The organism is Tolypothrix bouteillei VB521301, assembly GCF_000760695.4.
GTDB classification, from domain to species: domain Bacteria; phylum Cyanobacteriota; class Cyanobacteriia; order Cyanobacteriales; family Nostocaceae; genus Scytonema; species Scytonema bouteillei_A.
On sequence record NZ_JHEG04000001.1, the window covers coordinates 472411 to 498784 of the forward strand.

A 26374-nucleotide genomic window follows, 5' to 3' on the forward strand; every position below is an offset into this window, starting at 1 on the left:
CCAACCTTGTCCAAAAAAAATTTGGATAAATATATTTTTGGGCGATCGCTTGCATAACAAGGATACCTATGCTATATTGTTTGACTAGTGCAATGCCTGAAAGCAGTAAACCTTATGGTTGTTGTGAAAGGTGTAAGAGTGCCAGCATAGCACAGTGGTAGTGCATCCGACTTGTAATCGGAAGGTCGTCGGTTCAAATCCGACTGCTGGCTTTGAATGCCAGTTTGTACATCGTCGTTTAGTCAAGTGTACATTCACAAATTAAATGTCGTTGTTCACAAATTCATGTCGCAAAAGCATTCTCCATAACTGTTCACAAATTAAATGTCGCTAAGTTTGATTTTGATTTAACTGCCCAAGAAACCATAGCAAAATTGCTACAAGTAAAGGTTGAGCTTCACCTAATATCTTAAAACCTTAAATAAGGTAGTGCAAACCAAGCAGGCGGATTTGAACCCTTTCAACCCATCCAAATTTAAATCAATCCCAGTTTGTATATTGTTGCTTAGTCAAGTTTAAAATCTTTCAACTCCCAATACATGGAGAGAGTTATTGTTACCTTTTCCTTCAGAGGTGCGATCGCAATACACTTCAAACATATGCTCGCCCATAGTGCTGAACTTCAGTTTTTTTGGACGCATCAAGTGGAATGGGCGATCTGTCCAAAGGGCAGGATCGAAGCTATCGCGTCGTTATGAAAGGTGCTTTGATGAGGACATTTGGTTGCTGGTAAGGAGTCGGTTTGCGCCTTGGGATGCTATTGCGAAAGAGATGGATAAATTGGAGCAAGAGGCTTCAAGCTAATAACCTCATCTCTGGAGCCAAATAAGGTCGGGGTGTGAGTTAGATGAGCGATCTCAAGACAAAAGGTGAATTTTACAAACCACTCTGCATCTCTAGCAACAATCCGCGCACTAGGGGCGTTTCCATATCAGCCTAGTCTTTTTAACCTAAAGGTGAAAGTGATTTTAAAGAAGAATGATAATAATTGTGAGGAGGAGAAAGCGCTTGCCGACGGTAAGCGCTTTCTCCCCCTCAAATACGCATGAATAATTTACATCCCTTTCCCTTTATAATATGTGAAAAAACAAAAAGTAGTAAGAAATTATAGTATACAAAAATCCTTGTAAAGCAATAGTTTTAGGAATCAAGAAACGACATCAATTTGTGAATTTACAAGTACAACAACAGCATTTGTAAGGCGTTTAAATTGTCAGCCTGGGGAACTTTTGGAATATGAGCCTGATGATGATGATGATAAGGTCATTTCTATTATTGATATGGCATGAGTATAAATACTTTTTTTAAAATCAAGGTAAAACTGCGTTCAGTTTAAGGGGTCAAAAAATCAAAATAATCTCCCGATTGCGAACCTCCTTCAGAGACACTTTGCGAACGCAACTGAGCTGACTTAACGTGGACGCGATCGCACCACAGTCTTTTCTTTAAGAGGACGTAAAAAAATAACCCCCAATAGTTTTGGGGGTAGAAGTGACTGATGTGCTACAGTCACAAAAACTACTGCACTAAAATATAACGGAACCATGTATTTGGAACCCCAACAGACGCGCATTCTTAAGAGCAGAATTAGACGCATATTATGCAAAACTCTACGGACTGACCCGTGATGAATTGCAATATATTCTAGACCCTGCTGATGTCTACGGTGAAGACTTTCCTAGTAAAACGTTCCGCGTGTTGAAAAATAACGAAATTAAGCAGTTTGGAGAATACCGCACACAAAGATTAGTGCTGGAAGCTTGGGATAGAATAATTCGTAATGCGTAATTCGTACTTATGAAAACAGACATACTTTTCTACGAACTCATTCAAGAACTTCCACAAGTTTTTTTTGAACTGATTGGTAAACCTGACACAAACCCTAATATCTAAAAATTTACTGCGATCGAAATTAAACAACAATCCTTTCGATTAGACGGACTGTTTTCTACCCTAGTAGGTTTTGAAAATGAACCATTATATTTTGTAGAACTACAAACATACAAGGATGAAGAATTTTACGAACGGCTTTTTGGAGAAATTTTCGTTTACTTTCGTCAGTATAAACCGACAAACTCAGATTGGTATGCAATTGTTATCTACGACAGGCGCAGCCATGAAAGTCCACCCCATGCTCGGTATCAGGTTTTAATGGAAAATCATGTACGCCGTATTTACCTAAACGAACTCAGCAGTCAAACAGATGACTCTTTAGGGATAGGAATTATAAAGTTATTTGTAGAAAATCCCAAAAAAGCTCCTCCCTTAGCTCAAAAACTAGTCAGTCAAGCAAGAGAAGAATTAACCGAGCAAAACCTTCTTCTGAAAGTGTTAACATTTATCCAAAGCGTTGTAGTCTATAAATTCCCAAATCTTACCAAAGAGGAGATTCAAACTATGCTGAACTTAGGTGAAGATATAGAAAAAACTGGCTATTATCAAAGCGTCCTGAAAAAAACTAAGTTAAAAGTTGTACCAAAATTACTGGAGAAAGGATTAAGCATTCAGGAAATTGCTGAATCTTTAGAACTAGATCTTGAAGAAGTCAGAAAGGTCGCAGAAGAACTATAGATTTCTTGCAGAAATAGAAATTTGATTTTAAGGATTGCCTCAGAAACCTGATTTCTTTGAGAAACCAGGTTTCTTGATTCCTACAGTTAAGCGCTCGCATAATTGTTAAAACTGATACATTCTAGATTAGATCTGAAAAATTATAAAATGACGAAACTTAAGTATCAAAGGATAGCGCTCGCTTGACGCTACCAGATTTGTTGCTGAGATGGGAATTGACAGTATCGGACTTGTGGTCGCCTGAATTTGATTGACCTTACTTTACAGAGGAGGGGACGAGCAATGACGCAAACCTTACGCCAACTAGTAACCTTTGAAGAATTTGTTCGGTGGAAACCGGACAATGGACGCTATGAACTGCACGATGGAGCGATTGTTGAGATGTCGCAGCCAACAGGAGACCATGAAGAAGTAACGGGATCTTTGGTGACAAAGCTAGCTGTTGAATACGCAAGGTTGCAGCTGCCCTACTTCATACCCAAGACTGCATTAGTTAAACCACCGGAAAATGAATCGGCTTATTCACCAGATGTGGTGATACTGAATCGGCTCAACCTAGTTAACGAACCGCTGTGGAAACAAGAATCTACCATCACTCAAGGCGCGTCAATTCCCTTAATCGTTGAGGTCGTAAGTACTAACTGGCGGGATGATTATTTGACAAAGGCTGGTAAATACGAAGAGATTGGGATACCCGAATATTGGATTGTCGATTATCTCGCTCTTGGCGGTCGTCGGTTTATTGGCAACCCCAAGCAACCAACTATCTCCATTTATTCCTTAGTCGAGGGCGAATACCAAGTCACTCAGTTTAGAAACGGCGATCTCATCTCTTCACCAACATTCCCGGAATTAAATTTGACAGCAGAGCAAGTTTTTCAACCTACCTGAATATACTTAGTTTAAACCTTTGATGCCATGAGGCGTCGATCGCATCAGAGTGAGTGAAGCACAAATCCAACAACCGCTATTGAGACAGTTAACCAGTAACTTATTAACGTCGTAGTACTGGTGCAACAGTTCCTTTTGAGAGTGGCTCAATAGCCAATGCCGAGCAATGCTGCGATTCTTCTTGCCCCGCAATTGCGATAAATTAAAAAGAAATAGCGATCGCGACCATGTTTACCATTGCGGATTTACAAGAATTACAAACAGAACACCCGGACTGGCAAATGGAACTGGTGGATGGGAGTATTGTTGTTATGGGTCCATCAGATTACGAATCAGAAGAGATTGGTGCCGAGTTTGTGCGACAGCTTGCCAATTGGGTACGTCCTCGCAAACTAGGAAGGGTAACAGGTTCCAGTGCTGGATTTATTCTGCCAACTACAAAAGAGCAGAGCGAGCGGGACTTGCGTGCTCCTGATGTGTCGTTTGTCAAAGCCGATCGCTTAAAAAAGACCAAGCGTGATTTTGTAGAGCTAGCCACTACTGCATCTTCTTTGGTTCTCCCTGCAAAATCCCAATAATCGTCCGCGTTACAAACTCTAAATCCTGAGGAACTGGATGCAGTGGTAAACATTCCACCACATGATGCAAGTTGCGCTCGTAAAAACCAAATCGCCAAATTTCCCCAGTCGAAACTGCACCGTACAAAATCGGACTCTCACTTTCTATCCAGCGATCGAGCGCAATCAATTCAACGGCAAGTTGAGTAAAGCCTTTAGTCAAATCCGATTGTTTTGCTTCAATAATTAGAAGATGACTCGGACTGGGAATATAGTAATCCAAGGAGCCTTTCAACCAATTACTTACATTAAGAGTATACTCAATATTGATTGAATAATCTAAGAGATCGCAAATCCGATCGAGCAACGGAAAAATTAATGCTTCACGGCGGGCTTGTTCGGTGGTTGTATTCACCCGTTTCAATCTGCGCCGCATAGTGTGTGCGAGTTCAGTTAACCAATCTAATTCACGTTGTGAGTAGGGGAGATCTTCGAGATCCGTGCGCTCGAAAGTACAGCCCAAATCTGCCAAAATATCTTCAGGTGAGTAAGGCAAATCAAAATACTTGCTAAAGGTATAGGATTCATTTGGATCTAAAACCTTAGGCATGGTGTCGATCTCCTCACTAAAACAATAAGCCCATTCTATCGAAACCAGTAGGCGATAAGCCTTTATATGCAAACTTACACCTACGCAATTACGATAAATTAAAAAGAAATAGCGATCGCGACCATGTTTACCATTGCGGATTTACAAGAGTTACAAATAGAGCACCCAGACTGGCAAATGGAACTGGTGGATGGGAGTATTGTTGTTATGGGTCCATCAGATTACGAATCAGAAGAAGTTGGCTTGGAGTTTGCACGGCAGCTTGCCAATTGGGTACGTCCTCGCAAACTAGGAAGAGTAACAGGTTCTAGTGCTGGATTTATTTTGCCAACTACAAAAGAGCAGGGCGAGCGGGACTTACGCGCTCCTGACGTGTCGTTTGTCAAAGCCGATCGCTTAAAAAAGACCAAGCGTGATTTTGTAGAGCTAGTTCCAGACCTAACAGTTGAAGTGAAATCCAAAACAGACCGCATTAAGGTTTTGGTAGAAAAAATTCAACTTTTTCTAGAACTTGGAAGTACTGTTGGTATCTTGATTGACCCCGATGAGCGAACTGTTACAGTTTATCGGCTCGCTCAAAGCCCCACAGTTTTAAGGGATAGCGATCGCTTGACGCTACCAGACTTGTTGCCGGGATGGGAATTGACAGTATCAGAGTTGTGGCCTCCTGAATTTGATTGACTTGCAACCGTACAGCACGCAGCACGTAACTGTAGCGTTTCCCAGTTTATTGAGGTACAAATTTATCTGCATCCATCAGCTACAGACTGCGGTTAGTGCAATATCCATGTTTAATCAACTGATTTTGCTGAAAACTAAATTCGGTACGGATTCCAAAACTTCCATTGCTTGAGTGTAAGCATCTTTAGCAGCAAGTTGTTTGGCTGTTTTCTTGTTAGGATAATCAGCGGAAGTGAGGATTTCTTGCTCAAACAATTTAATCTGACAGCGACAGCGAAAACCCCCGCTTCCTAGCTGAGTAAAGGTATATTTTGGTTCTTGTTGCTTGAGCTTGATAACCAGCTCTTGAAGGAGTCCGATAAAATTGAGATCGGGAGCGTTCAAGTCCACAGTCTCTATGACAATGGGTTTTTGAACCTCAGTTTTGACCTTGACGGGTAACGCTCTTTCACTGGGATTCACTAAGCGATCGCCAAGATAGTCCCGCACCCAAAAAACGGCTGCTTGGTTGCGACTCGCTGCTTTTCCTGGGGCGATCGCACACTCTCTTGTTGTCAGCACCAAACCATCAACCGCGACGACAAACCAAGTACAGAATTCTTTGCCCTCATCAACAATAGAGTTCTCTATCTTCCAACTTGTATTAATTTGAGTTTGCATCATCAGTGCGGAGACTGCCATGTGAGGAACTTTGGTTAAAGCCGAGTAAGTTGTCTCGTGTACCCGAGTTTCTGTACTGTGAAATAAAAGGTAAGTAAAGTCTGAGGCTTGCAAAAGTTCTTGTGTTCCCCGCCGTTCAATTTCATCAATTATGCTTTCAACCGTATTATTTTCAATGGCTCGCTTAACCTCGCGGCTAAACTCTTTTGGAGTCAGTTCTTGCATAACTAGGCGATCGCAAAGCGCAGCTGATGGCTGTAGATTGCTTTCCACCTTAGGAGGCAATTCTCGTTCATTAAGGTGAACCAAACTACCACGAAGATACTCCTGAATCCAGAAAACTGCTGCTCTATTGCGGCTAGTTGCCTTCCATAAATCTGTGGTACCTTGTTTTGTTGTGAGTGCCACACCATCAATACTGACAACAAACCAAGTACAAAATTCCGTACCTTCATCAACAATAGAATCTTCTATCTTCCAGTTTTCTTCCTTTTGACACTGTATAGTCAGTGCTGAAACTGCTAGGTTGGGAGTTTCGTTTAAAGCCGAGCAGACTATTTCATGAACGTTACTATCTTGAGCGTAAAATAGAAGGTAAGTAAAATCTGAAGCTTGTAGTATTTTCTCTTGCGCTCTCCGCTTGATTTCATCAATTATAGTTTCAACAGTGTTCTGCTTGGCAACATATTTAACTATGCGAGAAAAATCTTTTGGAGGCAGTTCTTTAAACTCGTTAGAAACTATACTTTTTTCGTACTGTTTTTTCTTTTCTCCTGAAAAATATGCATCCTTATCTTCTTGTAAACTATTGCGATATTCAGTTGCTTTAATCGCAATTTCTTGAAGCTCTGCTTTAGTGTAAGGAAGTTTTTGTCCGTTTAACCAAGCCTTGATTATTCTATGGTTGACCAGATCGACATACCGTCTAATGGGAGATGTAAAATGGCAATAAGCAGGTATTGATAAAGCAAAATGTCCAGCCAAAGTAGGGCTATATTCAGCCTTGTTCATCCAATTAACTAGCAACGACTGAATGTAGCCCATAGAAGCCACAACAGATATTGATTCTAAGATGCGCTTGCGATCGGGAGCGATCTCCTTAGCTGAATGATTTCTATACACCATGTTGATTCCACAGTCCGCCATAGTGTTGGCTACCGCAAAGTTACAGAGAATCATAAATTCGGAGATAATTTGCTGGCTTTTATACTCAACCGCGAGCAAACGACCATCTTCAGTGACTAGTAAACTATCGCTTAATGAGATAGCAATCGCGCCTTGTTCTTGACGTCTGATGGTTAGTTTTTTTGCTACCAATTGACAAAGTTTTAAAGTTTCGTGGAAATCGTCATCCCGATTTTTCAAAGCAGCATCTGCTTCAGCGTAAGAAAATCTCCTCAAGCTACAAAGTTCCGATTCAAAAATTCTAGTTTCTAAAATTTCTGCACTATCTGACAGCCGAACTTGTACTGTTACAGTATCCCGTGTTTGCTTTTCCAACAAACTGAGATCGTTTTCTGCTAGATGCTTGGGCAGCATGGGACTCACACTACTAGCTCTATATCTCGTTTCTATTTTGTTATAAGCATTGCGATCGATGTAGCTATCTTTCTTCACATGAGCAGCTACATCAGCAATGTGGATAGACAGCAGGACTCCTTCGTTTTGTTGCTCGATCCAAATTGCATCGTCTAAGTCCTTAGAGGTTTCACCGTCGATTGTAAAGCCAAAGACTCCTACTCTTTGTTGCATATGTCTTACAAGTAGTACAAATACACTTTATTTTAGCGAGTTTATCAAAATGCTCCACACAGCTTTAACTGAGTATCGCTGTTAAAGTTTACTCTTTTGAAAATATTTTTCGTAATTCTTGGGATTTTCTTCACGTTAAGAGCGTTGCATTTTCTGTAAGAGAGTTCAAACAGTTTTATGAGTGGCAATGAGGGGTAATAAATCTTTATTTAGATTGCGTTACAAGGCAAGCAGCCCTGTAACGAGAAAAAGCTCCATTTTAATGGGTTTTACCTGAACAAGGGTACCGTTCTCCTAACCTTTGACCCCTACTTTCTCCAATGCGTCTATAAATTTATCAACACTTTCTTGACGGCTGTTAAAACCCATCAGCCCAACACGCCAAACCTTACCTGCGAGTTCGCCCAATCCTCCCCCAATTTCAATATTGTGCTCGTTCAGTAACTGCCGAGCGATCGCTTTACCATCGACGCCTTCTGGAATGCGAACTGTGGTCAGCGTGGGAAGGCGAAATTCTCGCTCAACGTGCAAAGTTAACCCCAAATTCTCCAACCTTTCCCAAAGATATTCTACGTTCTTTTGATGGCGCTGCCAGCAGTTTTCCAATCCCTCTTCTGCAACCAAGCGCAATGCCTCCCGCAAAGCATAATACAAATTAATGGGCGCAGTATGGTGATAAACGCGTTCTTGACCCCAGTATTTGTTCAACAACGTCATATCCAAGTACCAGTTAGCTACCTTATTCGGGCGCTTTTGCAATTTCTCCACAGCACGGGGGCTCATTGTAAATGGTGAAGCTCCTGGCGGACAGCCCAAACCTTTTTGGCTGCAACTGTACGCCAAGTCAACTCCCCACTCATCTAAAAAGATAGGAACGCCACCCAAACTGGTCACCGTATCTACCAGTAGCAGACACCCAAATTCACGACACAGATCGCCAACTCCCTCCAAAGGTTGACGTGCGCCTGTAGAAGTTTCAGCATGAACTAAAGCCAACAGGCTCGGACGATGAGTTTCCAACGCACTCCGCAATTCCTCCAGAGTAAACACTTGTCCCCAAGATTTTGCGATCGTTCTGACATCTGCACCATATCGCCCCGCCATATCCACAAGACGATTGCCAAAGTAACCCATCACACCAACCAACACAACATCACCAGGTTCTACAGTGTTAGCGATCGTTGCTTCCATTGCAGCAGTTCCCGTACCTGAAACCGCAATAGTCAAAGGATTTTCCGTTTGCCATACGTAGCGCAACAGTGACTGAATTTCATCCATCAGCCCCAAAAACGCAGGATCGAGGTGTCCCAATGGAGAAGTGTTCATGGCTTCAAGAACTGCAGGATGGGCGTTGGATGGTCCCGGTCCCAACAGAAGACGAGATGGAACTGCAAGAGGTGCTAGTTGCAGACGTTGGTTGTTGTTAATTGACAGTGTTTGCATTATTTATTTCTCAGCGTGTACATAGTCTACAAAGTAAAATTTAGGGCTTAGGGAGAATTTGAGCCAAGCGTAAACGGATAGGCTCAAAAGTGCTAAAACAATCAGGGGTACACCGAGTCTTGCTCGCAGTGCATCGGGAAAGGTAGCAACTGCTGAAACAATCATGACAAAGCATCCCAAAAGAATCCATTGCAGGCGCTGTATGTTTTTCAGCGCATTTCGACAGCTACTACAATGTTGAGTGTGTTGCCTGTAGCGATTGAGTAATTCTTGACGATTCTCGTTGATTGTCGAATTTGCTGGAACACTGATTCCAACTTCGCTCCAAGGTAACTGTCCCTGACAATATGTATCGAACCATTTCCGAAACTCAGTAACCAAGCGATCTGCACTTGTGGGTAGTTTGTATGCAGTTTTCCAATTACCTTGTTGCTGTTGGAGAAAATACTCTTGCTGGTGTAAAAAAATCATATCTCCATCCAACACCGCATTTCGGTTTTGAATGTGATCCCACCAACGAGGTATGAGATGGTGAAGGGTTTTGGCAAAGTTACGGGGAAACTGACCTACAATCCTCGATTTCCCTGGAGCCACTGGTATGCAATAAGTTACAAGCCCTACCTGTTTTCCTTGGTTACCGAAGCTAATGGCATATTCCAAGTGACAGGGTGGCTCAAAAGTAATGCTTGTTTTGTACAATCCTTGACTGGCGACTTGAATCAAGTTTGGTGTTGATTGTACAACTTTCATGTCGATAGGAGCTGCTTTTGAGCGATCGCCCTGAACTCCATGATGTGCAAAAGGAACGTGACTGGGGTCTGCTACATTTTCTACAAGGGTTTGCCAGTCATAATCCAAATCCCTGACAAAAGAAGACCACACAAACCCTTTACTAGCATCGAGCTGTGGCGATAGAGGTAACGGTGTATTGGCGGCTTGCTCGGCAGAACTGACATCAGGCCAAACCCAGAGTAAACCATTTTCCTGACAGCAAGGAAATGCGATCGCACATAGTTGTTTGTTCTCTGTCAACAGTTCCGGCTTTTCTGCTTGGGGAACGTGAGTGCAAATCCCTTGAGAATCAAATTGCCACCCGTGATAGCTGCACGTTAAATTGCCAGTTTTATCGTCAATTCGACCTTCACTCAACGGTGCAAGACGGTGGGGACATCGATCTAAAAAGACTTGAAAATTTTCAGATGACTTTGGTTTCCAAATGACCAAACGGAGTCCCAAAAGCTTGACTGGTGTTGGTCGCGTTGAGTCAAGATCTTCTATTGGTGATAGGGGATACCAGTGTTGAAAAAAATTAAATTCGGATTGCATATCTACCATTGTGTTCGGTTTTGTGCATTTGCGAATATAGTTCGCGGCTATACAAACAAAACCCACCTACGTGGGTTTCAAAACCTTGATTCTTTAACTAGTAGTCCGCGCAGGCAGACTTTATTTGTATAGTAGCGACTTATATTCGCCCAGAACTTTTAAAACATTCTCTAAGCTCCATCATATCTAAATAATCGTTAGCAAATGCTTTCCGTAGAAGTGGGTAAGGAATAAATTCATCATACTTTTGCATCTGCGGTGCTTCAGAAGTACTGACTAAAGCTGCATTGGGAATTCTTTGCTCGCATAGGGAAAGAATTTCCGATTGCAAATATTTTAATTTTTCTGGCGCTAGTTTTATTATTAAAAAATAAGGATTATTGCCACTCATACTTTTAATTTCTAGAGATTCCCGACAAAAAGAGTTCAGCAATCTTTCTAAAGTTCGATAAGCAACAGTCCCCATCCAAGGAAAAATACAACACTTACCTTTTTCTAATTGCACGATATAACTTGTATCCAATCCAGAGTCTTTTGCCAATTTGCGAGCCGAATGCAATCTTTGTAAGGCATTTTTTTGTAAATAGCTATATTCTGTCTCTTCACACAAAACTTGACGCATTCTTTGCAAAACTTTTGTATGAATAGTGCTACTACCCCCACGCCAGTAAATACTTGATTGACCTTCTCCCTGTTTTACCAAAACAATCCTTTTTTTGAAATCAACTTCCGTAACTTCCCAAGTTCTACCCGCCAAAGCGAAGACATTTCCTACAGGGATTGGTGTAGAGATACTGCCAATGTCCGTATTACCCTGTTTGACAGCATACTCCCGAGCGTCAGAAAAAACAGCATAAAATTGAAATTTTCCAACAACTTTTTCCCCTGTCAAACCAAGAATTACGTTACCTTTTTCCGTTAACTGGACATGATTGATGTCAATTAAGTAATTTATTAATAATTTAAAATCTTCTCTAGAAATATTGCCAAAAATGGGCAAACTTAAAACTTTTTTTGCCAAGTGAGAAGGTGACATTTCACCTTCAGATAATAAAATACTCATCATTTGTTGATACAACAAACTCACGGGATATTTAGGATTCTTAATTGGCTCAATCCAACGCTCCTCTAAATAAAGTTGAATAATAGCAATACACTGTAAAAGTTGCCAAGGGATTTGTTCTGGTAAAGACTTTTCCGAAGAGATCTCCTCTTCAGCACAGACAAAACGCATATCAGCCGCTTCTCCTCTTCTCCCAGTACGACCCAACCTTTGTAAAAAACTAGCAACAGAAAAAGGAGATTCCAACTGAATGACACGTTCCAAATAACCGATATCGATACCCAATTCCAAAGTTAAGGTTGCAGCTGTGACAGCCGGACGATTGGGTTCGCGCATAGCACTTTCAGCCGCTTGACGCAAACGAGCAGAAATACTGCCATGATGGACGTGATAAATATCGTCCTCCCCCTCCTCACGAGCAATTTTTCGCAATGCTCCAATAACCGATTCCGTCTGAGACTTATTGTTAGCAAAAATCAGACACTTTCGCGACTGACTCAAATTAAAAATATAGCGATCGCACTCACCTAGCTCCTCCTCTCTTTCCTCAGCGCCCTCAGCGCCTCTGCGGTTTATATCACCAACATAAAAATGCTCCACAGCCAACTTAATTTGACGCTTCCCCACCTCCATTTTTGGAGTAACAACCGCTCTTTTAGTCCCAGAGCGCAACCACTCCTCAGCCATCGAATAATCCCCTAACGTCGCCGACAACCCAATCCTGCGAGGTTCTTTATCAATTACCCTCTCCAAGCGCGTCAACTGGCAAAGAATTTGACAACCACGTTCCGAACCCATAAAGACGTGAATTTCATCAATAATGACAAACCGCAAATCTCCAAACAGACGAAACAATTCATTGTGTTTGTTAATTAACAAACTTTCCAAAGATTCCGGCGTAATTTGCAAAATTCCTCTAGGGGTTTTCAAAAGCTTGTTTTTATGACTTTGAGAAACATCACCATGCCAACAGCAAACAGGTATTTCCGCTTCTTTTAACAAGTCATTCAATCGTTCAAATTGATCGTTAATTAGAGCTTTAATAGGACCAATATACAAAGCTCCAATTGTAGTCGCAGGATTATCGTACAATTCAGTCAAAACAGGTAGAAAAGCCGCTTCTGTTTTTCCCGCAGCTGTTCCAGCCGTCACCAGCAAATGAGCATCAGTGTTAAAAATGACTTTACAGGCTTCGATTTGAACTGGTCTTAATTCAGTCCAGTTGCGATCGTAAATATATTCCTGAATAAAGGGTGCAAGTTTGGAAAAAATAGTCTCACTCATTTCACAGACTTATTTCTGCAACATCATCATCTTCATCTACATTGATATTTATATTTTTTCTGATAGAAGTCGGTTTAAAATCAGTGCCATGGATGAGTGTTTTAAAAGTAAAATTGGGATTTTGGTAGAGAACATTTACCACACTAATAAAATCCCGTACAATTTCACCAGGAGTCAGCAAAGCTTCAGCACCTAACCGACTGACAATTTCTCGGACAAACTCTTTCAAGTCTCTATTTGTCAAAGTTTGCTCGTAACCATAATTAAATGCATGAATCTCAGCTAATCTTTGCAAAAGGATGAGAATTTCCTCTTCTACAAGCGGATTCAGACGCAGTACGGGACCCAAAAATTCCTGTACTCCAGCTTGTGACGCAAAACGGCTTTCTTTGGTACGTCTTCGCCAAGCAGAATCAGAAAAAAGTCCCCGATTGGGATCTTCTAAAAATCTTGTCGTTCCACCAATAATAATTCCAAGATGTTCTGCCTTACATTGCATGGTGTCATTAAACATTCCCAACAATCTGTTGTAATTTTTTTCACGGGTTACTGTAGTCGGTATTTTGTACAAATACACGGCTTCATCAAGCAGAACAATAAGCCCTTTATAACCAATTTCAGCAACAAACTTGGCTAATAACTTAAGGTAGTCATACCACGTTTCATCATCAATAATAACGCGAACTCCTAAGGCTGCTTTTGCCTCAATTTTTGTAGTAAATTCCCCCCGCAACCACTTGAGAGCAGCATTTTTTAAATTATCCTCATCCAATCGATAGCCCCGCCAGTAAGCGACAATAACGCTCCCAAAATCAAAACCATGAACTAAATCTTCGATATACTGAACTACTTCTCGAATTTTCTCTTCTACTTTGTCGTCAAAACCTTCATCATTGGGACGCATTCCACTTTCTTTTGCGACCTCTTGTTGGATTTTGTTAATCCATCCTTCTAAAATAGAAACTAAAGCACCACCATCAGGGCGAGTTTTTGTGGCGAGGTGACTCATTAATTCTCGATAGGTTGCCAAACCTTCGTTATTACTTCCAGCAAGCCGGCGTTCCAGGGATAAATCAGCATCAGCAACTACAAAACCTTGCTCCATAGCATAGCTGCGGACTAACTGTAGCATGAAGCTTTTTCCAGAACCATAGTTACCAACTACAAAGCGAAATGCTGCTACACCCTCGGCTATATCATCAAGATTTTGCAATAAACTTTTCAGTTCTTTTTCTCTTCCTACTGCTATATGCTCTAACCCCAATCTCGGTACGACTCCCGCACCTAGAGAGTTCATTAAAGCAGTAGATACTTTTTTTGATATTTTCAGCTTTGCCATGTAAATCACCTCGTTCTATTCTCGTTATTTGGTTGAGATCCAGTGACGAGAATATAAATATGTAGATGCCTTTAATTTCTTGAGGTTTGCCTAGCCATTATATCTTGATGGATTGCGATCGCTTTTTTGACATCTGTTATGTACTCTTGATAAATTACAGGCTTGTCTGATGCTGTATCAATTAACAGTTCACCAATTGTATCTCGAGCGAGTTCGTTGATAGAGTCAATTAGCAAATTTGGCATTGTGATGTTGTCTTCTGCGATCTTTTTTATTGTAGGATTGGGGTTCTCTTGTTCTAGTATAGCTGCTAAAACCTGAATTTCATAATTTGGGAGCTTTTCTACGAGTTTAGCCCATTCTTCCGATGAATCTTCCAAATTATCTGCTAAACTATTTACTGGTTCTAAAGAATCCATAAACTCAGAGAAGGGGAAAAACTCTGCTTCTCTGTTTTGCTCATTATTATCAAAAGTTGGATCGGAAGTTAAAGTTTCCATTTGTTGGAGCAGTTCCCAGACCTGGTTTTGTAATTGGTCGCGTTCCTCAAGAAGTAATGAAACTTGTCCTTGTAACTGTTCTAGCTCTCTCCGTTGCTCCGTGAGTTCTTCATGTAAAGAATTTAAGCTTGCTTCTATGCTTTCTCGCTCAGCTTTTTTAGCTGTCAGTAACAAAGATTGCTGTTGTTCTTGCACTTCCATCTCGTGAATTTCAATTCGCAACTCATACAATTTTTCTTCGAGTGGTGGCTTGAGTCTGTTAAGCAGGGTAATACTACTTTCTAGTTCTTGTTTTTGTTGTTGAAGTTCAAGAAGCTGATTTTGTAAATTTGTCACCTCAACACGAGACACATTGCAATTTAATTCCAAACGGCGTTTTTCTGAAGTGAGAGCAGAGAAAGAATGATTCAAGTCTACTTTTGTCTTATCTAGTGTATGTAGCTCGTTTTGAAGATAATTAATTTCTGCTTCTAACTTCTGCTTTTCTATGAAAAAAGAGCTAAGTTCTCGATGAAGACTATCTCTTTGAGTGCGACGTTCTACAAGCTGATTTTGTAATTTACCGGATTCTGAATAAAGTAAAGCATTATGTGCTTCAAGTTGCTTAATTTCTGAAACAATGCGAAATTTCAGCCCTTCAAGTTCTTGAATTCTCCTTTGGAGAGAATCTAAAACAAGCATTTCATTGTTTCGGCGTCGTTTATCTACAAAAAATGCAGCTAGATAAGTCGCAGGTACGGTGACCAAACCTGTAACAAAGGCTTTATTAAAATCCCAACTCAGGAAGAGGCTGAGACTAAAACTGACGCCAAAAGCAATTATACCTATAATAAACCGATTGCTGACCATCGCTGATTGGTGACTGCTGGTTTTTAACATAGTTATAGTTAAGGTTTTAAAAAAGAGGATTGGGGAAGGTAGGAGTCCCCTCTGGGGATAAGGGGATGGGGGAATTGGGGGATTGGGGGATTGGTCATCGATTTTTTAGTCCCCAGTCTCTAGTCCCCCATCCCTAGCTCCCAGTCCCTAGATAGTGCCAAATCTGATTTTAAGAAGTCAACAAACTGTCGTGCTGTCCTTCCGGAACGACCGTTATGACGGGTCGCCCATTGCAAAGCTTGACGTTCTAAGTCCTCCTGAGATATTCCAATTTCAGCTTTGAGTGCAAGATGACGGACAATTTGCAAGTAAGTTTTTTGATCGGCTGGTTCAAAAGTCAAAGTCAAACCAAAGCGATCGCTAAAAGAAAGCTTTTCCTGCATGGTATCCCAAGCATGAATTTCGTCATTTTCCTTAGGAGAGGGTCTATCGGCAAAAAATTCTCGAATTAAGTGACGGCGGTTCGAGGTGGCGTATACGACGGCATTTTGAGGTCTTGCTGTCAAGTTCCCTTCTAACACCACTTTGAGCGCTTTAAACGCATCATCATCTTCCTCAAAAGAAAGGTCGTCAACAAAGATAATAAATTTTTGTGGTAAACCGCGTAACTGTTCCACAATTTTTGGTAAATCTTTTAATTCAGATTTTGCCACTTCCACCAAGCGTAAGTTTTGTTCGCCATATTCATTTAACAAAGCTTTGACTAAAGACGATTTTCCCGAACCACGGCTCCCGTACAGCAGTACGTGTAAGGCGACCTGTCCTGATAATAAAAACTGAGTGTTTTTTAACAAAGCTTCCTTTTGAGCCTCATAACCGGTCAATTGATTCAAACGAATTGGATCGGGATGGTATATTCCAACAAACTGTCCTGCTTCCCAGCGCAAAGCTTGACACTCTGCCAACAAACCAGTACCGGATTTACGATAATATACAGCCAATTCTTCAACTGCGTCAGCCCAATTTTCTAAATATTGTAGTTTTTCTATTACGGGTAATTCCTTATCTCCCACCGCCTCCTCTGGCTCCACATACCACACCACTGGTGATATAGGTAAATATGCTCCGGCTTGCACCCACTCACTTAAAGTCGCGCTACTGCACTCATAAAGACGTTGCAGCGCTTGTAAATCGTGCTCTGCTGCTGCTATCAAAGAATATGGCATTTTCTCGAATTCTTGCTTTTGAGCAAGTCGAGAAAAAGGATTGTCATCTCTAAGGATTTGAGTCACGAGATAATCTTCCCAGTTTTGACCTCTTGCAGCTAAGCATTTGAAATAACTGCCGTAGGCTTGAAGACAACCTCGCGCATCCGCATCAATATAGCGTATAGCTTGCAACAAATCAAGAAATGCTTTCCCCGCTTCGCCGTGAAGAACAGATTGGTAGAGTAAAAGGGATGCTGCTTGACGTTGGAGAAACTGAACCTTTGCAACTACTTGATTATCCATCAATTAATACCATTTTGGATGCGTGGATGCGTAGATTTTGGATTGATAAAGCCTTGCTAGAGCTTATTTTTATCCAATGATCTGTAGCATTCTTTTTTCAGATTGGTATATTTTAATGTGATGTTGGTTGAGAGTTATGGTAGATTTTCTGCCGATGCTTGCAGCAAAATCAAAATCTACACAGGTTTTAACAATGACTTTAGGTATTGTTGCAGCGCTTGCCTACGGCATTTTAGTCATTTTTGGTGGTATTATTGGCTACTTCAAAAGTAGTAGTACGATTTCGCTTGTAAGTGGTAGTTTGAGCGGTGTCTTACTGCTTTTCGCGGCTTTTGTCCAATTTCAAGGACAAAGTTGGGGAGTGATTTTAGCGTCTGGTATCACTGCCATTTTAGTTGTTTTCTTCGCATTCCGATTAGCTAAAACGCGAAAGTTTATGCCTGCAGGATTGATGATTACCCTAGGTGCATTGGCACTGGCAATTATGGTAAAGCAATTGGCAGCGTTGAAGTGAATTAGGACTCGCTCCGTAAATTTTGATAAGTCCTAAAAACTTTCTATCACCTCGTCACCTCGTTCCCAGGCTGAGCCTGGGAACGAGTGGCAGGCGGAAATTTGTAAAACTTAATATTAATTCAATAGATTTACCGATGCAATACTTTTTCCTCACAAGTTTCTCATATTAATTACCTACATTGGAAGCATAAAAGTAGAGCCCGCGTACAAGTCCCGATAAAGGGCTCGTAGGGTAAGCGAGAGGAATTATGAAAACTATTGTTAATTTAACTTTGGCTGCTATTGTTAGAGAAATTGATGCGGTTCTTGAAACCTATCCCCATCATCCCTATCAAAAAGCTTTTTCGATTCCCGACCTGCGCCAAGAACTGACTGCTCGTGTTCTGAGTCAAATCTCTAATTGCTATGTAGTTGTCGATACTCCTCAAAAACCATCATCCATTAGCCTGAATTCATTGCCTTGTTCTTTGGACGAAAAAGAATGTATTAAAGGCTTAATTCATCGGGAAATTGAAAATATTTGTCATAAAAACGAAGAAGAGCTAAGCCGTCAAATAACTGAAGAACTTGACCCTAGCTTTGCTCCTTCTCATTGGTTTGGTTGATGATTAAATACAAATTTCTGCTTTCACTACAGAAGCTTCAGAACTGCGATAGATATGGAAACCAAGTTTTTCACAAACTCTTTGCATACCGTAGTTTTCTGCCAAAATTTCGGCAGAAATTCGCTCTAACTTTTCATCGCGACCAACTTGTATGAGTTGTCGAACTAACTCCGTTCCCAATCCGCGACACTGATATGGGTCACTCACAAGCATGGCAAATTCTGCTTCATTTTTGCCGTGCAATTTGCTCAACCGCCCAACTGCTAAAATCTGATGTTCTCCAGTTTGGGGATTGATATAATCGGCAACAAGTGCCATTTCGCGATCGTAATCAATGAAACACATCCGCGTGAGCCGTTCGTGAGCCACTCTAGATTTCAACTTAATCATGTGGAAATAGCGAAAATAAACGCTTTCTTCAGATAAAGTTTTGTGAAATTTTACTAACAAAGGTTCATCTTCTGGCTGGATGGGGCGAATGGTGACTGGAGTACTATCTGCTAATGTCCAAGGAGCCACATATTGGGTTGGATAAGGTTTAATAGCAAGCTTTGGTAGTTGCTCTAGATCCGTATCTGCATCGTGTAAAACAATACGAGCATCTAAAGCAATCAGAGAAGGGTGTGGGGAATTTTCATTTCCTGCTACGGGTTTTGCCAATAAGGGATTAATATCAATTTCTTTAATCCACGGTTGCTCGACGACAAGTTGACTAAATCTCACTAGCAGTTGCTCTAATGCTCCCATATCGACTGCTTCCCGCCCCCGAACTCCTTGGAGTGCTTTGTAAATTCGGGTTTGCTCCATCATCCGGCGTGCTAACGTACTGTTGAGTGGTGGAAGAGCGATCGCGCGATCGCTAAATACCTCTACAAGTTGACCACCCGTACCAAACACTAACACCGGACCAAACTGCGGATCTATACTGCTACCAACAATTAACTCATAGCCATCAAGTTTGACCATGGGTTGTACGGTGACTCCTTCAAAGAGAGGAGAGGGGGAGGGGGGTGTGTCTGATTGTCTTCTGCTTTCTGCCCATTTACCAACAGAAGATTGAATGGAACGGTAAGCACTCCGAACTTCGTCAGCGTCGGTAAGATTTAACTTCACGCCACCAACATCAGTCTTGTGAGTAATGGTTTTGGAAAGTAATTTAACAACTACAGGGTAACCAATCGCTTCTGCACAAGCAACTGCTTGCTCTTCACTTGTAGAAATACACGTTTGTACTGTAGGAATGCCGTAAGCTGCTAGCACCTGTTTTGATTCAAACTCGGTGAGAAGAGCTCGGTTTTCCTGTTGGGCGTTTTGAATAATTTGTTCAACTTGAGTGCGGTTGAGCACACCTTCCCCAAAAGCACACGGTAAAACTGGCGTTTCGTAAATACCTCTTAAGTTATAGCTATACTTCCACATATAGCTAAATGCTCGAGCTGCCGCATCAGGATAATTATAAGTGGGAATACCTGCTTGATTGAGAATACTTTCACCTTCTGCTACATCGGTTCCACCCATCCAACTGGCAAGAATGGGCTTACCGCGCAGGGATGTTGTTTGTAAAGTCGCTACAGAAGCTTGAAACTTTTTGGCTGTTTGGCTTGGGTCGGTCATAGCCTGAGGCGTGAGTATGACTAACAATCCATCACTGTTGCGATCGCCCGCAGCAATTTCCAGTGATTGAATATACCGTTCTGGATCGGCATCACCCAAAATATCGATAGGATTGCTGTGACTGCCATGTGGTGGCAAGATCTTTTCTAAAGCTGAGTGCGTATCGGGAGATAAATCTGCCAATTCTCCACCACTACCAATAAGAGCATCAGTTGCTAGAACACCCGGTCCTCCAGCATTGGTAATAATTGTGAGGCGCGGTCCTTTTGGACGGGGCTGCTTTGCGAGCACCTCTGCCATATCAAACAAGTCGGCGATACTATTCACTCGCAGTACGCCACAACGACGAAACGCAGCATCTAGAACAGCATCACTACCAGCTAAAGCCCCTGTATGAGAAGCGGCTGCTTGTGCGGCGGCTTCAGTACGACCTGCTTTAATCACAATAATTGGTTTTGTAAGGGCGACTTCCCGTGCTGCTGAAAGGAACGAACGGGCGTTCCCAATAGATTCCATGTAAATCACTATGCTTTGTGTTTGCGGGTCATCACCGAGATAGTAAATCAGATCGCCCCAATCTACATCCAGCATGGAGCCAATGGAGACAAAAGCACTAAAACCTACATTTTCACGTCTGCTCCAATCCAAAATAGAAGTACAAAGTGCTCCACTTTGACTGATAAAACCAACCGTACCGGGTCGAGCCATGCCATTAGCAAAGGTAGCATTTAAACCCGTAATGGGATTCATAACACCCAGACAGTTAGGTCCGATCAGTCGCATTTTACCCTGGCGGACTTGTTCGAGAACTTGCTGTTCCAATTCAAAGCCAGCCGCTCCTGTTTCCTTAAAACCGGCTGATAAAACGATTGCGCCCTTGACTCCCGCACCAACACATTGACTGATGATTCCCGGAACCGTAGGAGCTGGTGTCGCAATCACAGCTAAATCTACTTGTTCTGGGACTTCCGCAATGTTGGGATATGCTTTAATTCCCAAAACATTACGGCGTTGCGGATTGACGGGGTATACCGTACCGCCAAAAGAATTACTGATGAGATTCCAAAGTACGGTACGTCCAACACTCCCCGGTCTTTCTGTTGCTCCAATGACTGCGATCGCTTTGGGTGTAAAAATAGCATCCAGAGGGCGGTATTCCGAGCGGAGAATGTCGTATGCTCGGTCTGGCGTGCGTTCCGTTAACTGTTGCATGATGGAAATTCCTTGTTTAAGCTTTGTAAAGACACGCCATAGCGCATCTTTACAGGCGTCCTAATTTGTTGCTAATTCAGTCGTAGGTGTTGCTATCGATTCTTCATGGAATGGAGCCGCACTTTTCTTACAGCCCAAGTAAGCCAAAATATACAATTCCTTCAGGTCGTCAATCAGAGGATAACGTGGATTTGCTCCGGTGCATTGGTCATCAAACGCACGTTCCGCCATTTCCTCAACTTTGGCATAAAACTCTTGTTCGGTCTCGTTAAGAGTTTCTTTAATCGTGCTGGGAACTTCAACTTCCCGCTTCAAGTTTTCCACGGCTTCAACAAGTTTCTCCACTTTTTCCTCAAGAGTATTGCCACCCAATTTTAGATAATCGGCAATCTCTGCGTACCGTTCTTTGGCATGAGGATATTTATATTGTGGGAAGATAGCTTGCTTAAAGGGTATATCTGTAGCGTTGTAGCGGATCGTGTGAGAAATCAGCAGTGCATTTGCCAAACCGTGAGGAACGTGGAAAGTCGATCCCAACTTATGAGCCATGGAATGACAAACTCCCAAAAACGCATTTGCAAATGCCATTCCAGCAATTGTAGCTGCATAGTGGACTTTCTCTTTTGCCTCTGGGTCTTTAGCACCGTTCTTATAAGAACGTGGCAAATACTTAAACAGTAGCCCAATAGCCTCAAGCGCCAACCCTTCTGTAAATTCCGTTGCTAAAACCGATACATAAGATTCGAGAGCGTGGGTGAGAGCATCCAAACCACCGTAAGCTGTGAGTTGCTTGGGCATGCTCAGCACTAACTCAGGATCGACAATTGCCATGTTTGGAGTCAAGGCATAATCAGCAAGAGGATACTTCACTCCCACACGGTCATCTGTAACCACTGCAAAGGGTGTCACTTCCGAACCCGTTCCAGAAGTCGTGGGGATCGCTACCATTGTTGCTTTTTGACCCAGTGCGGGGAGTTCGTAAACTCGCTTGCGGATATCCATAAACCGCATCGCCAACCCTTCAAATTCAACTTCTGGATGTTCGTACATCAACCACATGACTTTAGCAGCATCCATGGGCGAACCACCACCAACAGCTATAATCACATCTGGTTGATAGTTTCTAAGTAAAGCAAGCCCCCGCTCGACATTGGAGAGTGTAGGATCGGGTTCAACATCGTGGAAGATATCGTAACTAACTCCGATTTGATCTAGAACTTTAGTTACCTTCTCTAAGATGCCTAAATTAAATAACGGTTTGTCAGTGACGATAAAAGCTCGTTTTTTATCAGCTAGCTCGCGCAATGCTACAGGTAAACAGCCGTACTTAAAGTAGATTTTGGGTGGTACGCGGAACCAGAGCATATTTTCCCGTCGTTCTGACACCGTTTTAATATTTAGTAAGTGGTGAGGAGCTACGTTATCTGAAACTGTATTCCCGCCCCAAGTCCCACAACCTAAAGTTAACGAAGGATCGAGTTTAAAGTTGTAGAGGTCGCCGATCGCACCTTGAGAAGAAGGAGTATTGATGAGCAGTCGTGCTGTCTTAAGAGTGTTCTCAAAGTAAACAATATCATCTAGATTCGCCGGGTCTGTATAAAGGACTGCAGTGTGTCCGGGACCGCCAAAAGCCACCAACTTTTGAGCTTTTTGAACTGCTTCGTGGTAGTTTCTGGCTCGATACATTGCAAGTATTGGCGATAGCTTCTCATGAGCAAAAGGTTCGTGACTCCCAATGTCTTCTACTTCAGCAATTAAAACTTTGTAACTGGTGGGTAGTGGACAATAGACTTGTTCGCCATGATTTGCGATCGCAACCCGTTTTAGGTCAATTCCTGCCAAATTTGCAAGAGACTCTACCGATTGTCCGACAATCGCTGCATTCAAACGACCCTCTTTAAGCACTAAATTGCCTAATTTTTCTTTTTCTTCCCCTGTCAAAACATAAGCACCACGACGGATAAATTCTTGTTTAACTTGCTCGTATACTGAATCCACAACGATGACAGACTGCTCGGAAGCGCAAATCATCCCATTATCAAAGGTTTTACTGATCGTAATCGAGCTAACTGCCGTTTGAATATCTGCAGAACTATCAATGACAGCTGGAGTGTTTCCAGCACCTACACCCAATGATGGATGTCCCGATGAATAAGCTGCTTTCACCATAGCGGGTCCACCCGTTGCCAAAATCAGCTTCACTTCAGGGTGTTGCATTAATGCTTTCGAGAGTTCCACCGTCGGTTCATCAATCCAACCAATGATATCTTCAGGCGCACCTGCAGCCACAGCCGCCTCTAGAATTATTTTTGCCGCTTCTATAGTGCAACGAGGCGCACGGGGGTGAGGAGAAAAGATAATGGCGTTGCGTGTTTTGAGAGAAATTAGAGCTTTGAAGATAGTGGTTGATGTTGGGTTGGTGACAGGAACAATTCCAGCTACGATCCCTACTGGTTCCGCAATTTTTTGAATACCAAAAGATTTATCGTCTTCAATAACGCCACAAGTACGTTCTTGCTTGTACTTGTTATAAATATATTCAGATGCAAAGTGGTTTTTAATAACTTTGTCTTCTACAATGCCCATGCCTGTTTCCGCAACCGCCATTTTTGCTAGGGGTATGCGTTGGGCGTTCGCAGCTTGAGCCGCTTTTTTGAAAATTTGGTCTATTTGCTGTTGAGTGTAGGTGGCAAAGACTTCTTGAGCTGCTTTAACGCGTTGGATAAGTTGTTCTAGTTCTTCGAGATTTGTAACTCTCATAGTTTGTTTGTGTCCTTTGTGAAATATTTGTGGAATATTCACTTGCCTCACCTGTAAAGTTAGAAGGCAAAATTGAGGAACTTGTGAAGAATTAGTACTTAACCAAATTCATTGTGAGGCGCTGAACGATCCCCGATTGTTGAAAGGATCTGAACACGCACGTTGGCGAAAGAAATAGGTACAATCCCTATTAACTAGGTACTGACAGGCGTCATAGTACCTATTTAAAAAGGAAACGTTTTATTATTACGCCTTTCTGCGCTAAGCTTAACGATTTTTGTAGGGTTGGCAATGCCAGCCCTATGCCCATAGGTAATCTCTTAGGTAGGCAGGGACTCACCAATCTCTAGATTAAGGTGCCAACAGATAGAAACCAGGTTTTGGGCTGACCACGCGGGTACTCTGGAAAACCGGGTAAGTACTTAGGTTGAATTTAGACAATGATACCATAACTACAGAAAACCTTTTAAGAAAAAGTAAAAAAATATACCATATTTTTTGAGATAAACCTGGGTATTGAGAAATAAGAAAGACAATGATGTTCGCGAGCGATCGCATTAAAGATTCATTTCTAAAAAACTGACTTTTCTACGACCATACTTTTTTCAAGATTTTAGTAACATAAGACACATTATCATATGAATTTTTATTACCAAACACCTTCATGTAAAGAAAATATTTCAGTCAAGTTAAGCGTTGCTACTTTCATATTTTCTTTATTAAGGATTTTTAAACACTTAGGATTTTGGTATTTTTTTCTTTATTTTTCTAGATATTGATTGAATTTCTGACATAAAAGAAGTTCAGTTATTATCCCGATTTAAAAAGATTTTTGCCAATGTTAGTCTTGATTCAGTTGAGAGACATCAACTAAAAAGTTTTTTTAAATAATTGGGAAGTGAAAAATGATTAAGCGCACAGTGACTAAATTTTTGTTTGCTTCTACAGCAGGATCTATGATTGGTTTAGCAACAATTATTGCATCAATTAGTAGCTCTGTTGCCGCCGTACAAACTTTGGCTATCAATGCTCCAGATAAATATTCAATATCACATATCGTTTTGTTCTTACAGTCCCCTTCTGGAACAATTAGCAGAGTGAAAATTGATAATTTTCCTGATGGGATTATGAGTTATGACCCAAATAAAGTTTTGAGTCAATATCCCAATACTCAATTAGTAGCTTACTCAGTTAAAGCAGGAAATAATAAATTCAATGAGACAAGCGATGCATTGCCAGTCATTATTGATAGCAGTGTACAAATGAGTCAACTGCCGATCGATAAGGAGGCACAAAAAAACACTACAGTATACCAATACACAAAATATCCTACTGGTAGCAGCACTATTCCTGTAGTTTCCAATCCAACTCCTGAAAACAACACTCCTGTAGTTTCCAATACTCGCATCATACCACCTTGCCCCATAATCACTCCAATTCAGTCCCCAATCCTCATTCAATTCCTTTCCATTGTATTGATAACCATTCTCCGTGCCCGATTGTGCAATCCAAGCTCCCTTCATTTCCATCCCAAAGGGATAATAATGATTCTCTTGCAGCAGTTGTATCGCCGTCCCATTGGCCGCAAAACTTACTCGGCTATTGCCCAAATGATCCTTGAGGGTGTATTCGTACTGGAACACCCCACCTCCAATGGCTACTATCCGCCCTTCGGCATGGTAAATCGCCTCCAGATTCGCTCCCGTGTACTCAATCCCCATCACGTAGCGCTTGTGCGTGGATAATGTGGCTCCGGTATACACCTGTTTTTCCAGTTTTTCACCTGCGGCGTTGTACACGATTTCGATTTTGTTGTTGGGTGTGACGTTTGTAAAAGTAAAAACGTCGGGGAGGTTGAGTGCATTGTAGGCCACGGTCATATCCTTGTGCTCATCCGAGGTGAGGTTGCCTGCATTGTCGTAGCCGTAGTAGAAGCTACCCGATCCCTTGGGTTTGAAGCCGTAAGGGCGGTTGGTGGCGTTGGCCAAGTCAAGTACCCGATTGAGGCGATCAGGATTGTTGGCATCGTAGTAGTACACCATTTGATCAATCAAGGCATAGGTGGTGCCCGTGGTTAGACCCCGGCGGTAGTACTGGGTGATGTTGCCATTCAGGTTGTAGTTGATATTCGACTCGGAGTATTTGTCGGTCATCGTTGGGGAGCCAGAAGTACGTTCCCAGAAAGGAGCACTTTTGAGTCGATTGGCGGCATCATAGGTAAAGTGGTAACCCTGGATGTCGCGATAAGTACCCAGTGGGGCGCGCCAACTCAAGCTGGCAATGTTGCCATTGTACTGTGGGGTTTCGGTATAGTCGGCAGTTTGGTAGGTCATGCGCATGCTGAAGGCGTCGGCTACATTGTCGCCAGCCTGGGTACTGCAATTGCTGATGTCATGATAGGGGATAAAATAACACCACGCAATTTTAAAAGTATATTGTTTGAAAATTTAACATTTACTACACCTAGCAAAGGCAAATGCTGCCAGGTTCACCCTGGCAGCATTCAGTCTTGTACTTAATTCTCCACCACCAACTTCCCATTCCTACTCACCTGCTCGTGCAAAAAAGAAGCAGGTCCGTCCAGCCATTCGTCTAAATCGAGTTCCCCGACATTGTTTACGATCAAGTCAGGTGCAAAAGCATAAGATTTTAAATCCTGG

At 42.0% G+C, this 26374-nt stretch carries 17 protein-coding genes, 1 tRNA gene and 2 pseudogenes; 7 read left to right on the top strand and 13 right to left on the bottom strand.

What is annotated here, in order from left to right:
* Window positions 1–140 precede the first annotated feature (140 nt).
* Window positions 141–212 (top strand) — tRNA-Thr (locus HC643_RS01890).
* A 303-nt stretch (window positions 213–515) separates the two neighbouring features.
* Here the strand turns inward: HC643_RS01890 and HC643_RS41960 are convergent.
* Entirely contained in the window at window positions 516–641 is a 126-nt protein-coding gene (locus HC643_RS41960; protein WP_272899688.1) for a hypothetical protein, read from the bottom strand.
* Between the two features lie 1156 nt (window positions 642–1797).
* Here HC643_RS41960 and HC643_RS01900 point away from each other — a divergent pair.
* A pseudogene (locus HC643_RS01900) lies at window positions 1798–2571 on the top strand (Rpn family recombination-promoting nuclease/putative transposase).
* A 282-nt stretch (window positions 2572–2853) separates the two neighbouring features.
* The gene (locus HC643_RS01905) at window positions 2854–3462 is read left to right on the top strand and encodes a Uma2 family endonuclease (protein ID WP_038090798.1); all 609 of its coding nucleotides are present in this window, start codon (window positions 2854–2856) and stop codon (window positions 3460–3462) included.
* 6 nt (window positions 3463–3468) lie between these two features.
* Here the strand turns inward: HC643_RS01905 and HC643_RS42490 are convergent, their stop codons facing one another.
* Window positions 3469–3654, bottom strand: a complete 186-nt coding sequence (locus HC643_RS42490; protein WP_408019846.1) for an NACHT C-terminal helical domain 2-containing protein — start codon at window positions 3652–3654, stop codon at window positions 3469–3471.
* Window positions 3655–3689: 35 nt separating this feature from the next.
* Here HC643_RS42490 and HC643_RS01910 point away from each other — a divergent pair.
* Window positions 3690–3995, top strand: a pseudogene (locus HC643_RS01910) (Uma2 family endonuclease); the annotation flags it as partial.
* A 4-nt stretch (window positions 3996–3999) separates the two neighbouring features.
* Here the strand turns inward: HC643_RS01910 and HC643_RS01915 are convergent.
* Window positions 4000–4629 carry a hypothetical protein gene (locus HC643_RS01915; protein ID WP_167844600.1) on the bottom strand — a complete coding sequence of 210 codons (630 nt, stop codon included), beginning with the start codon at window positions 4627–4629 and terminating at the stop codon, window positions 4000–4002.
* A gap of 123 nt (window positions 4630–4752) precedes the next feature.
* On the opposite strand from HC643_RS01915, the gene HC643_RS01920 reads away from it, so the two are divergent.
* Window positions 4753–5310: a Uma2 family endonuclease gene (locus HC643_RS01920; RefSeq protein ID WP_038090801.1), complete on the top strand. Its 558-nt coding sequence runs from the start codon at window positions 4753–4755 to the stop codon at window positions 5308–5310.
* Between the two features lie 114 nt (window positions 5311–5424).
* Here HC643_RS01920 and HC643_RS01925 read toward each other — a convergent pair whose 3' ends face one another.
* From HC643_RS01925 to HC643_RS01955, 7 genes are all read right to left on the bottom strand, one after another.
* Window positions 5425–7722, bottom strand: a complete 2298-nt coding sequence (locus tag HC643_RS01925; RefSeq protein ID WP_050045137.1) for an RNB domain-containing ribonuclease — start codon at window positions 7720–7722, stop codon at window positions 5425–5427.
* A gap of 294 nt (window positions 7723–8016) precedes the next feature.
* Window positions 8017–9168, bottom strand: a complete 1152-nt coding sequence (locus tag HC643_RS01930; RefSeq protein WP_038090803.1) for an alanine--glyoxylate aminotransferase family protein — start codon at window positions 9166–9168, stop codon at window positions 8017–8019.
* Window positions 9169–10491 (bottom strand): aromatic ring-hydroxylating dioxygenase subunit alpha, encoded by a 1323-nt coding sequence (locus HC643_RS01935; protein ID WP_038090857.1) that lies wholly within the window; start codon window positions 10489–10491, stop codon window positions 9169–9171.
* A 139-nt stretch (window positions 10492–10630) separates the two neighbouring features.
* Window positions 10631–12838, bottom strand: coding sequence for a DEAD/DEAH box helicase (locus HC643_RS01940; protein WP_038090806.1), 2208 nt, complete (start codon window positions 12836–12838; stop codon window positions 10631–10633).
* A 1-nt stretch (window position 12839) separates the two neighbouring features.
* Window positions 12840–14177, bottom strand: coding sequence for an ATP-binding protein (locus HC643_RS01945; RefSeq protein ID WP_038090808.1), 1338 nt, complete (start codon window positions 14175–14177; stop codon window positions 12840–12842).
* Window positions 14178–14248: 71 nt separating this feature from the next.
* A complete protein-coding gene (locus HC643_RS01950; RefSeq protein WP_167844601.1) occupies window positions 14249–15556 on the bottom strand; it encodes a tellurite resistance TerB C-terminal domain-containing protein in 1308 nt (435 codons plus the stop codon).
* 119 nt (window positions 15557–15675) lie between these two features.
* Window positions 15676–17007 (bottom strand): ATP-binding protein, encoded by a 1332-nt coding sequence (locus tag HC643_RS01955; protein WP_167844602.1) that lies wholly within the window; start codon window positions 17005–17007, stop codon window positions 15676–15678.
* Between the two features lie 193 nt (window positions 17008–17200).
* On the opposite strand from HC643_RS01955, the gene HC643_RS01960 reads away from it, so the two are divergent.
* Complete coding sequence (locus tag HC643_RS01960) at window positions 17201–17521, top strand: TMEM14 family protein (RefSeq protein WP_038071992.1); 321 nt, start codon at window positions 17201–17203, stop codon at window positions 17519–17521.
* A gap of 250 nt (window positions 17522–17771) precedes the next feature.
* Window positions 17772–18128, top strand: coding sequence for a hypothetical protein (locus HC643_RS01965; RefSeq protein ID WP_237265813.1), 357 nt, complete (start codon window positions 17772–17774; stop codon window positions 18126–18128).
* A 3-nt stretch (window positions 18129–18131) separates the two neighbouring features.
* Here the strand turns inward: HC643_RS01965 and HC643_RS01970 are convergent, their stop codons facing one another.
* From HC643_RS01970 to HC643_RS01980, 3 genes are all read right to left on the bottom strand, one after another.
* A complete protein-coding gene (locus tag HC643_RS01970; RefSeq protein WP_038071961.1) occupies window positions 18132–20954 on the bottom strand; it encodes a bifunctional acetate--CoA ligase family protein/GNAT family N-acetyltransferase in 2823 nt (940 codons plus the stop codon).
* Window positions 20955–21014: 60 nt separating this feature from the next.
* Window positions 21015–23714, bottom strand: coding sequence for a bifunctional acetaldehyde-CoA/alcohol dehydrogenase (adhE, locus tag HC643_RS01975; protein ID WP_038071962.1), 2700 nt, complete (start codon window positions 23712–23714; stop codon window positions 21015–21017).
* Between the two features lie 1187 nt (window positions 23715–24901).
* Window positions 24902–26047 (bottom strand): RHS repeat domain-containing protein, encoded by a 1146-nt coding sequence (locus tag HC643_RS01980; RefSeq protein ID WP_167844603.1) that lies wholly within the window; start codon window positions 26045–26047, stop codon window positions 24902–24904.
* Between the last annotated feature and the right edge of the window lie 327 nt (window positions 26048–26374).

Bases quoted from the DNA above. Each gene is read 5' to 3' on its own strand.
- HC643_RS01945 (WP_038090808.1), bottom strand. From the start codon at position 14,177: ATGGCAAAGCTGAAAATATCAAAAAAAGTATCTACTGCTTTAATGAAC.
- HC643_RS41960 (WP_272899688.1), bottom strand. From the start codon at position 641: ATGCGTCCAAAAAAACTGAAGTTCAGCACTATGGGCGAGCATATGTTT.
- HC643_RS01965 (WP_237265813.1), top strand. From the start codon at position 17,772: ATGAAAACTATTGTTAATTTAACTTTGGCTGCTATTGTTAGAGAAATT.
- HC643_RS01955 (WP_167844602.1), bottom strand. From the start codon at position 17,007: ATGGATAATCAAGTAGTTGCAAAGGTTCAGTTTCTCCAACGTCAAGCA.
- HC643_RS01925 (WP_050045137.1), bottom strand. From the start codon at position 7,722: ATGCAACAAAGAGTAGGAGTCTTTGGCTTTACAATCGACGGTGAAACC.
- HC643_RS01915 (WP_167844600.1), bottom strand. From the start codon at position 4,629: ATGCCTAAGGTTTTAGATCCAAATGAATCCTATACCTTTAGCAAGTAT.
- HC643_RS01960 (WP_038071992.1), top strand. From the start codon at position 17,201: ATGACTTTAGGTATTGTTGCAGCGCTTGCCTACGGCATTTTAGTCATT.
- HC643_RS01935 (WP_038090857.1), bottom strand. From the start codon at position 10,491: ATGCAATCCGAATTTAATTTTTTTCAACACTGGTATCCCCTATCACCA.
- HC643_RS01940 (WP_038090806.1), bottom strand. From the start codon at position 12,838: ATGAGTGAGACTATTTTTTCCAAACTTGCACCCTTTATTCAGGAATAT.
- adhE (WP_038071962.1), bottom strand. From the start codon at position 23,714: ATGAGAGTTACAAATCTCGAAGAACTAGAACAACTTATCCAACGCGTT.
- HC643_RS01970 (WP_038071961.1), bottom strand. From the start codon at position 20,954: ATGCAACAGTTAACGGAACGCACGCCAGACCGAGCATACGACATTCTC.
- HC643_RS01950 (WP_167844601.1), bottom strand. From the start codon at position 15,556: ATGTTAAAAACCAGCAGTCACCAATCAGCGATGGTCAGCAATCGGTTT.
- HC643_RS01980 (WP_167844603.1), bottom strand. From the start codon at position 26,047: ATGACCTACCAAACTGCCGACTATACCGAAACCCCACAGTACAATGGC.
- HC643_RS01905 (WP_038090798.1), top strand. From the start codon at position 2,854: ATGACGCAAACCTTACGCCAACTAGTAACCTTTGAAGAATTTGTTCGG.
- HC643_RS01920 (WP_038090801.1), top strand. From the start codon at position 4,753: ATGTTTACCATTGCGGATTTACAAGAGTTACAAATAGAGCACCCAGAC.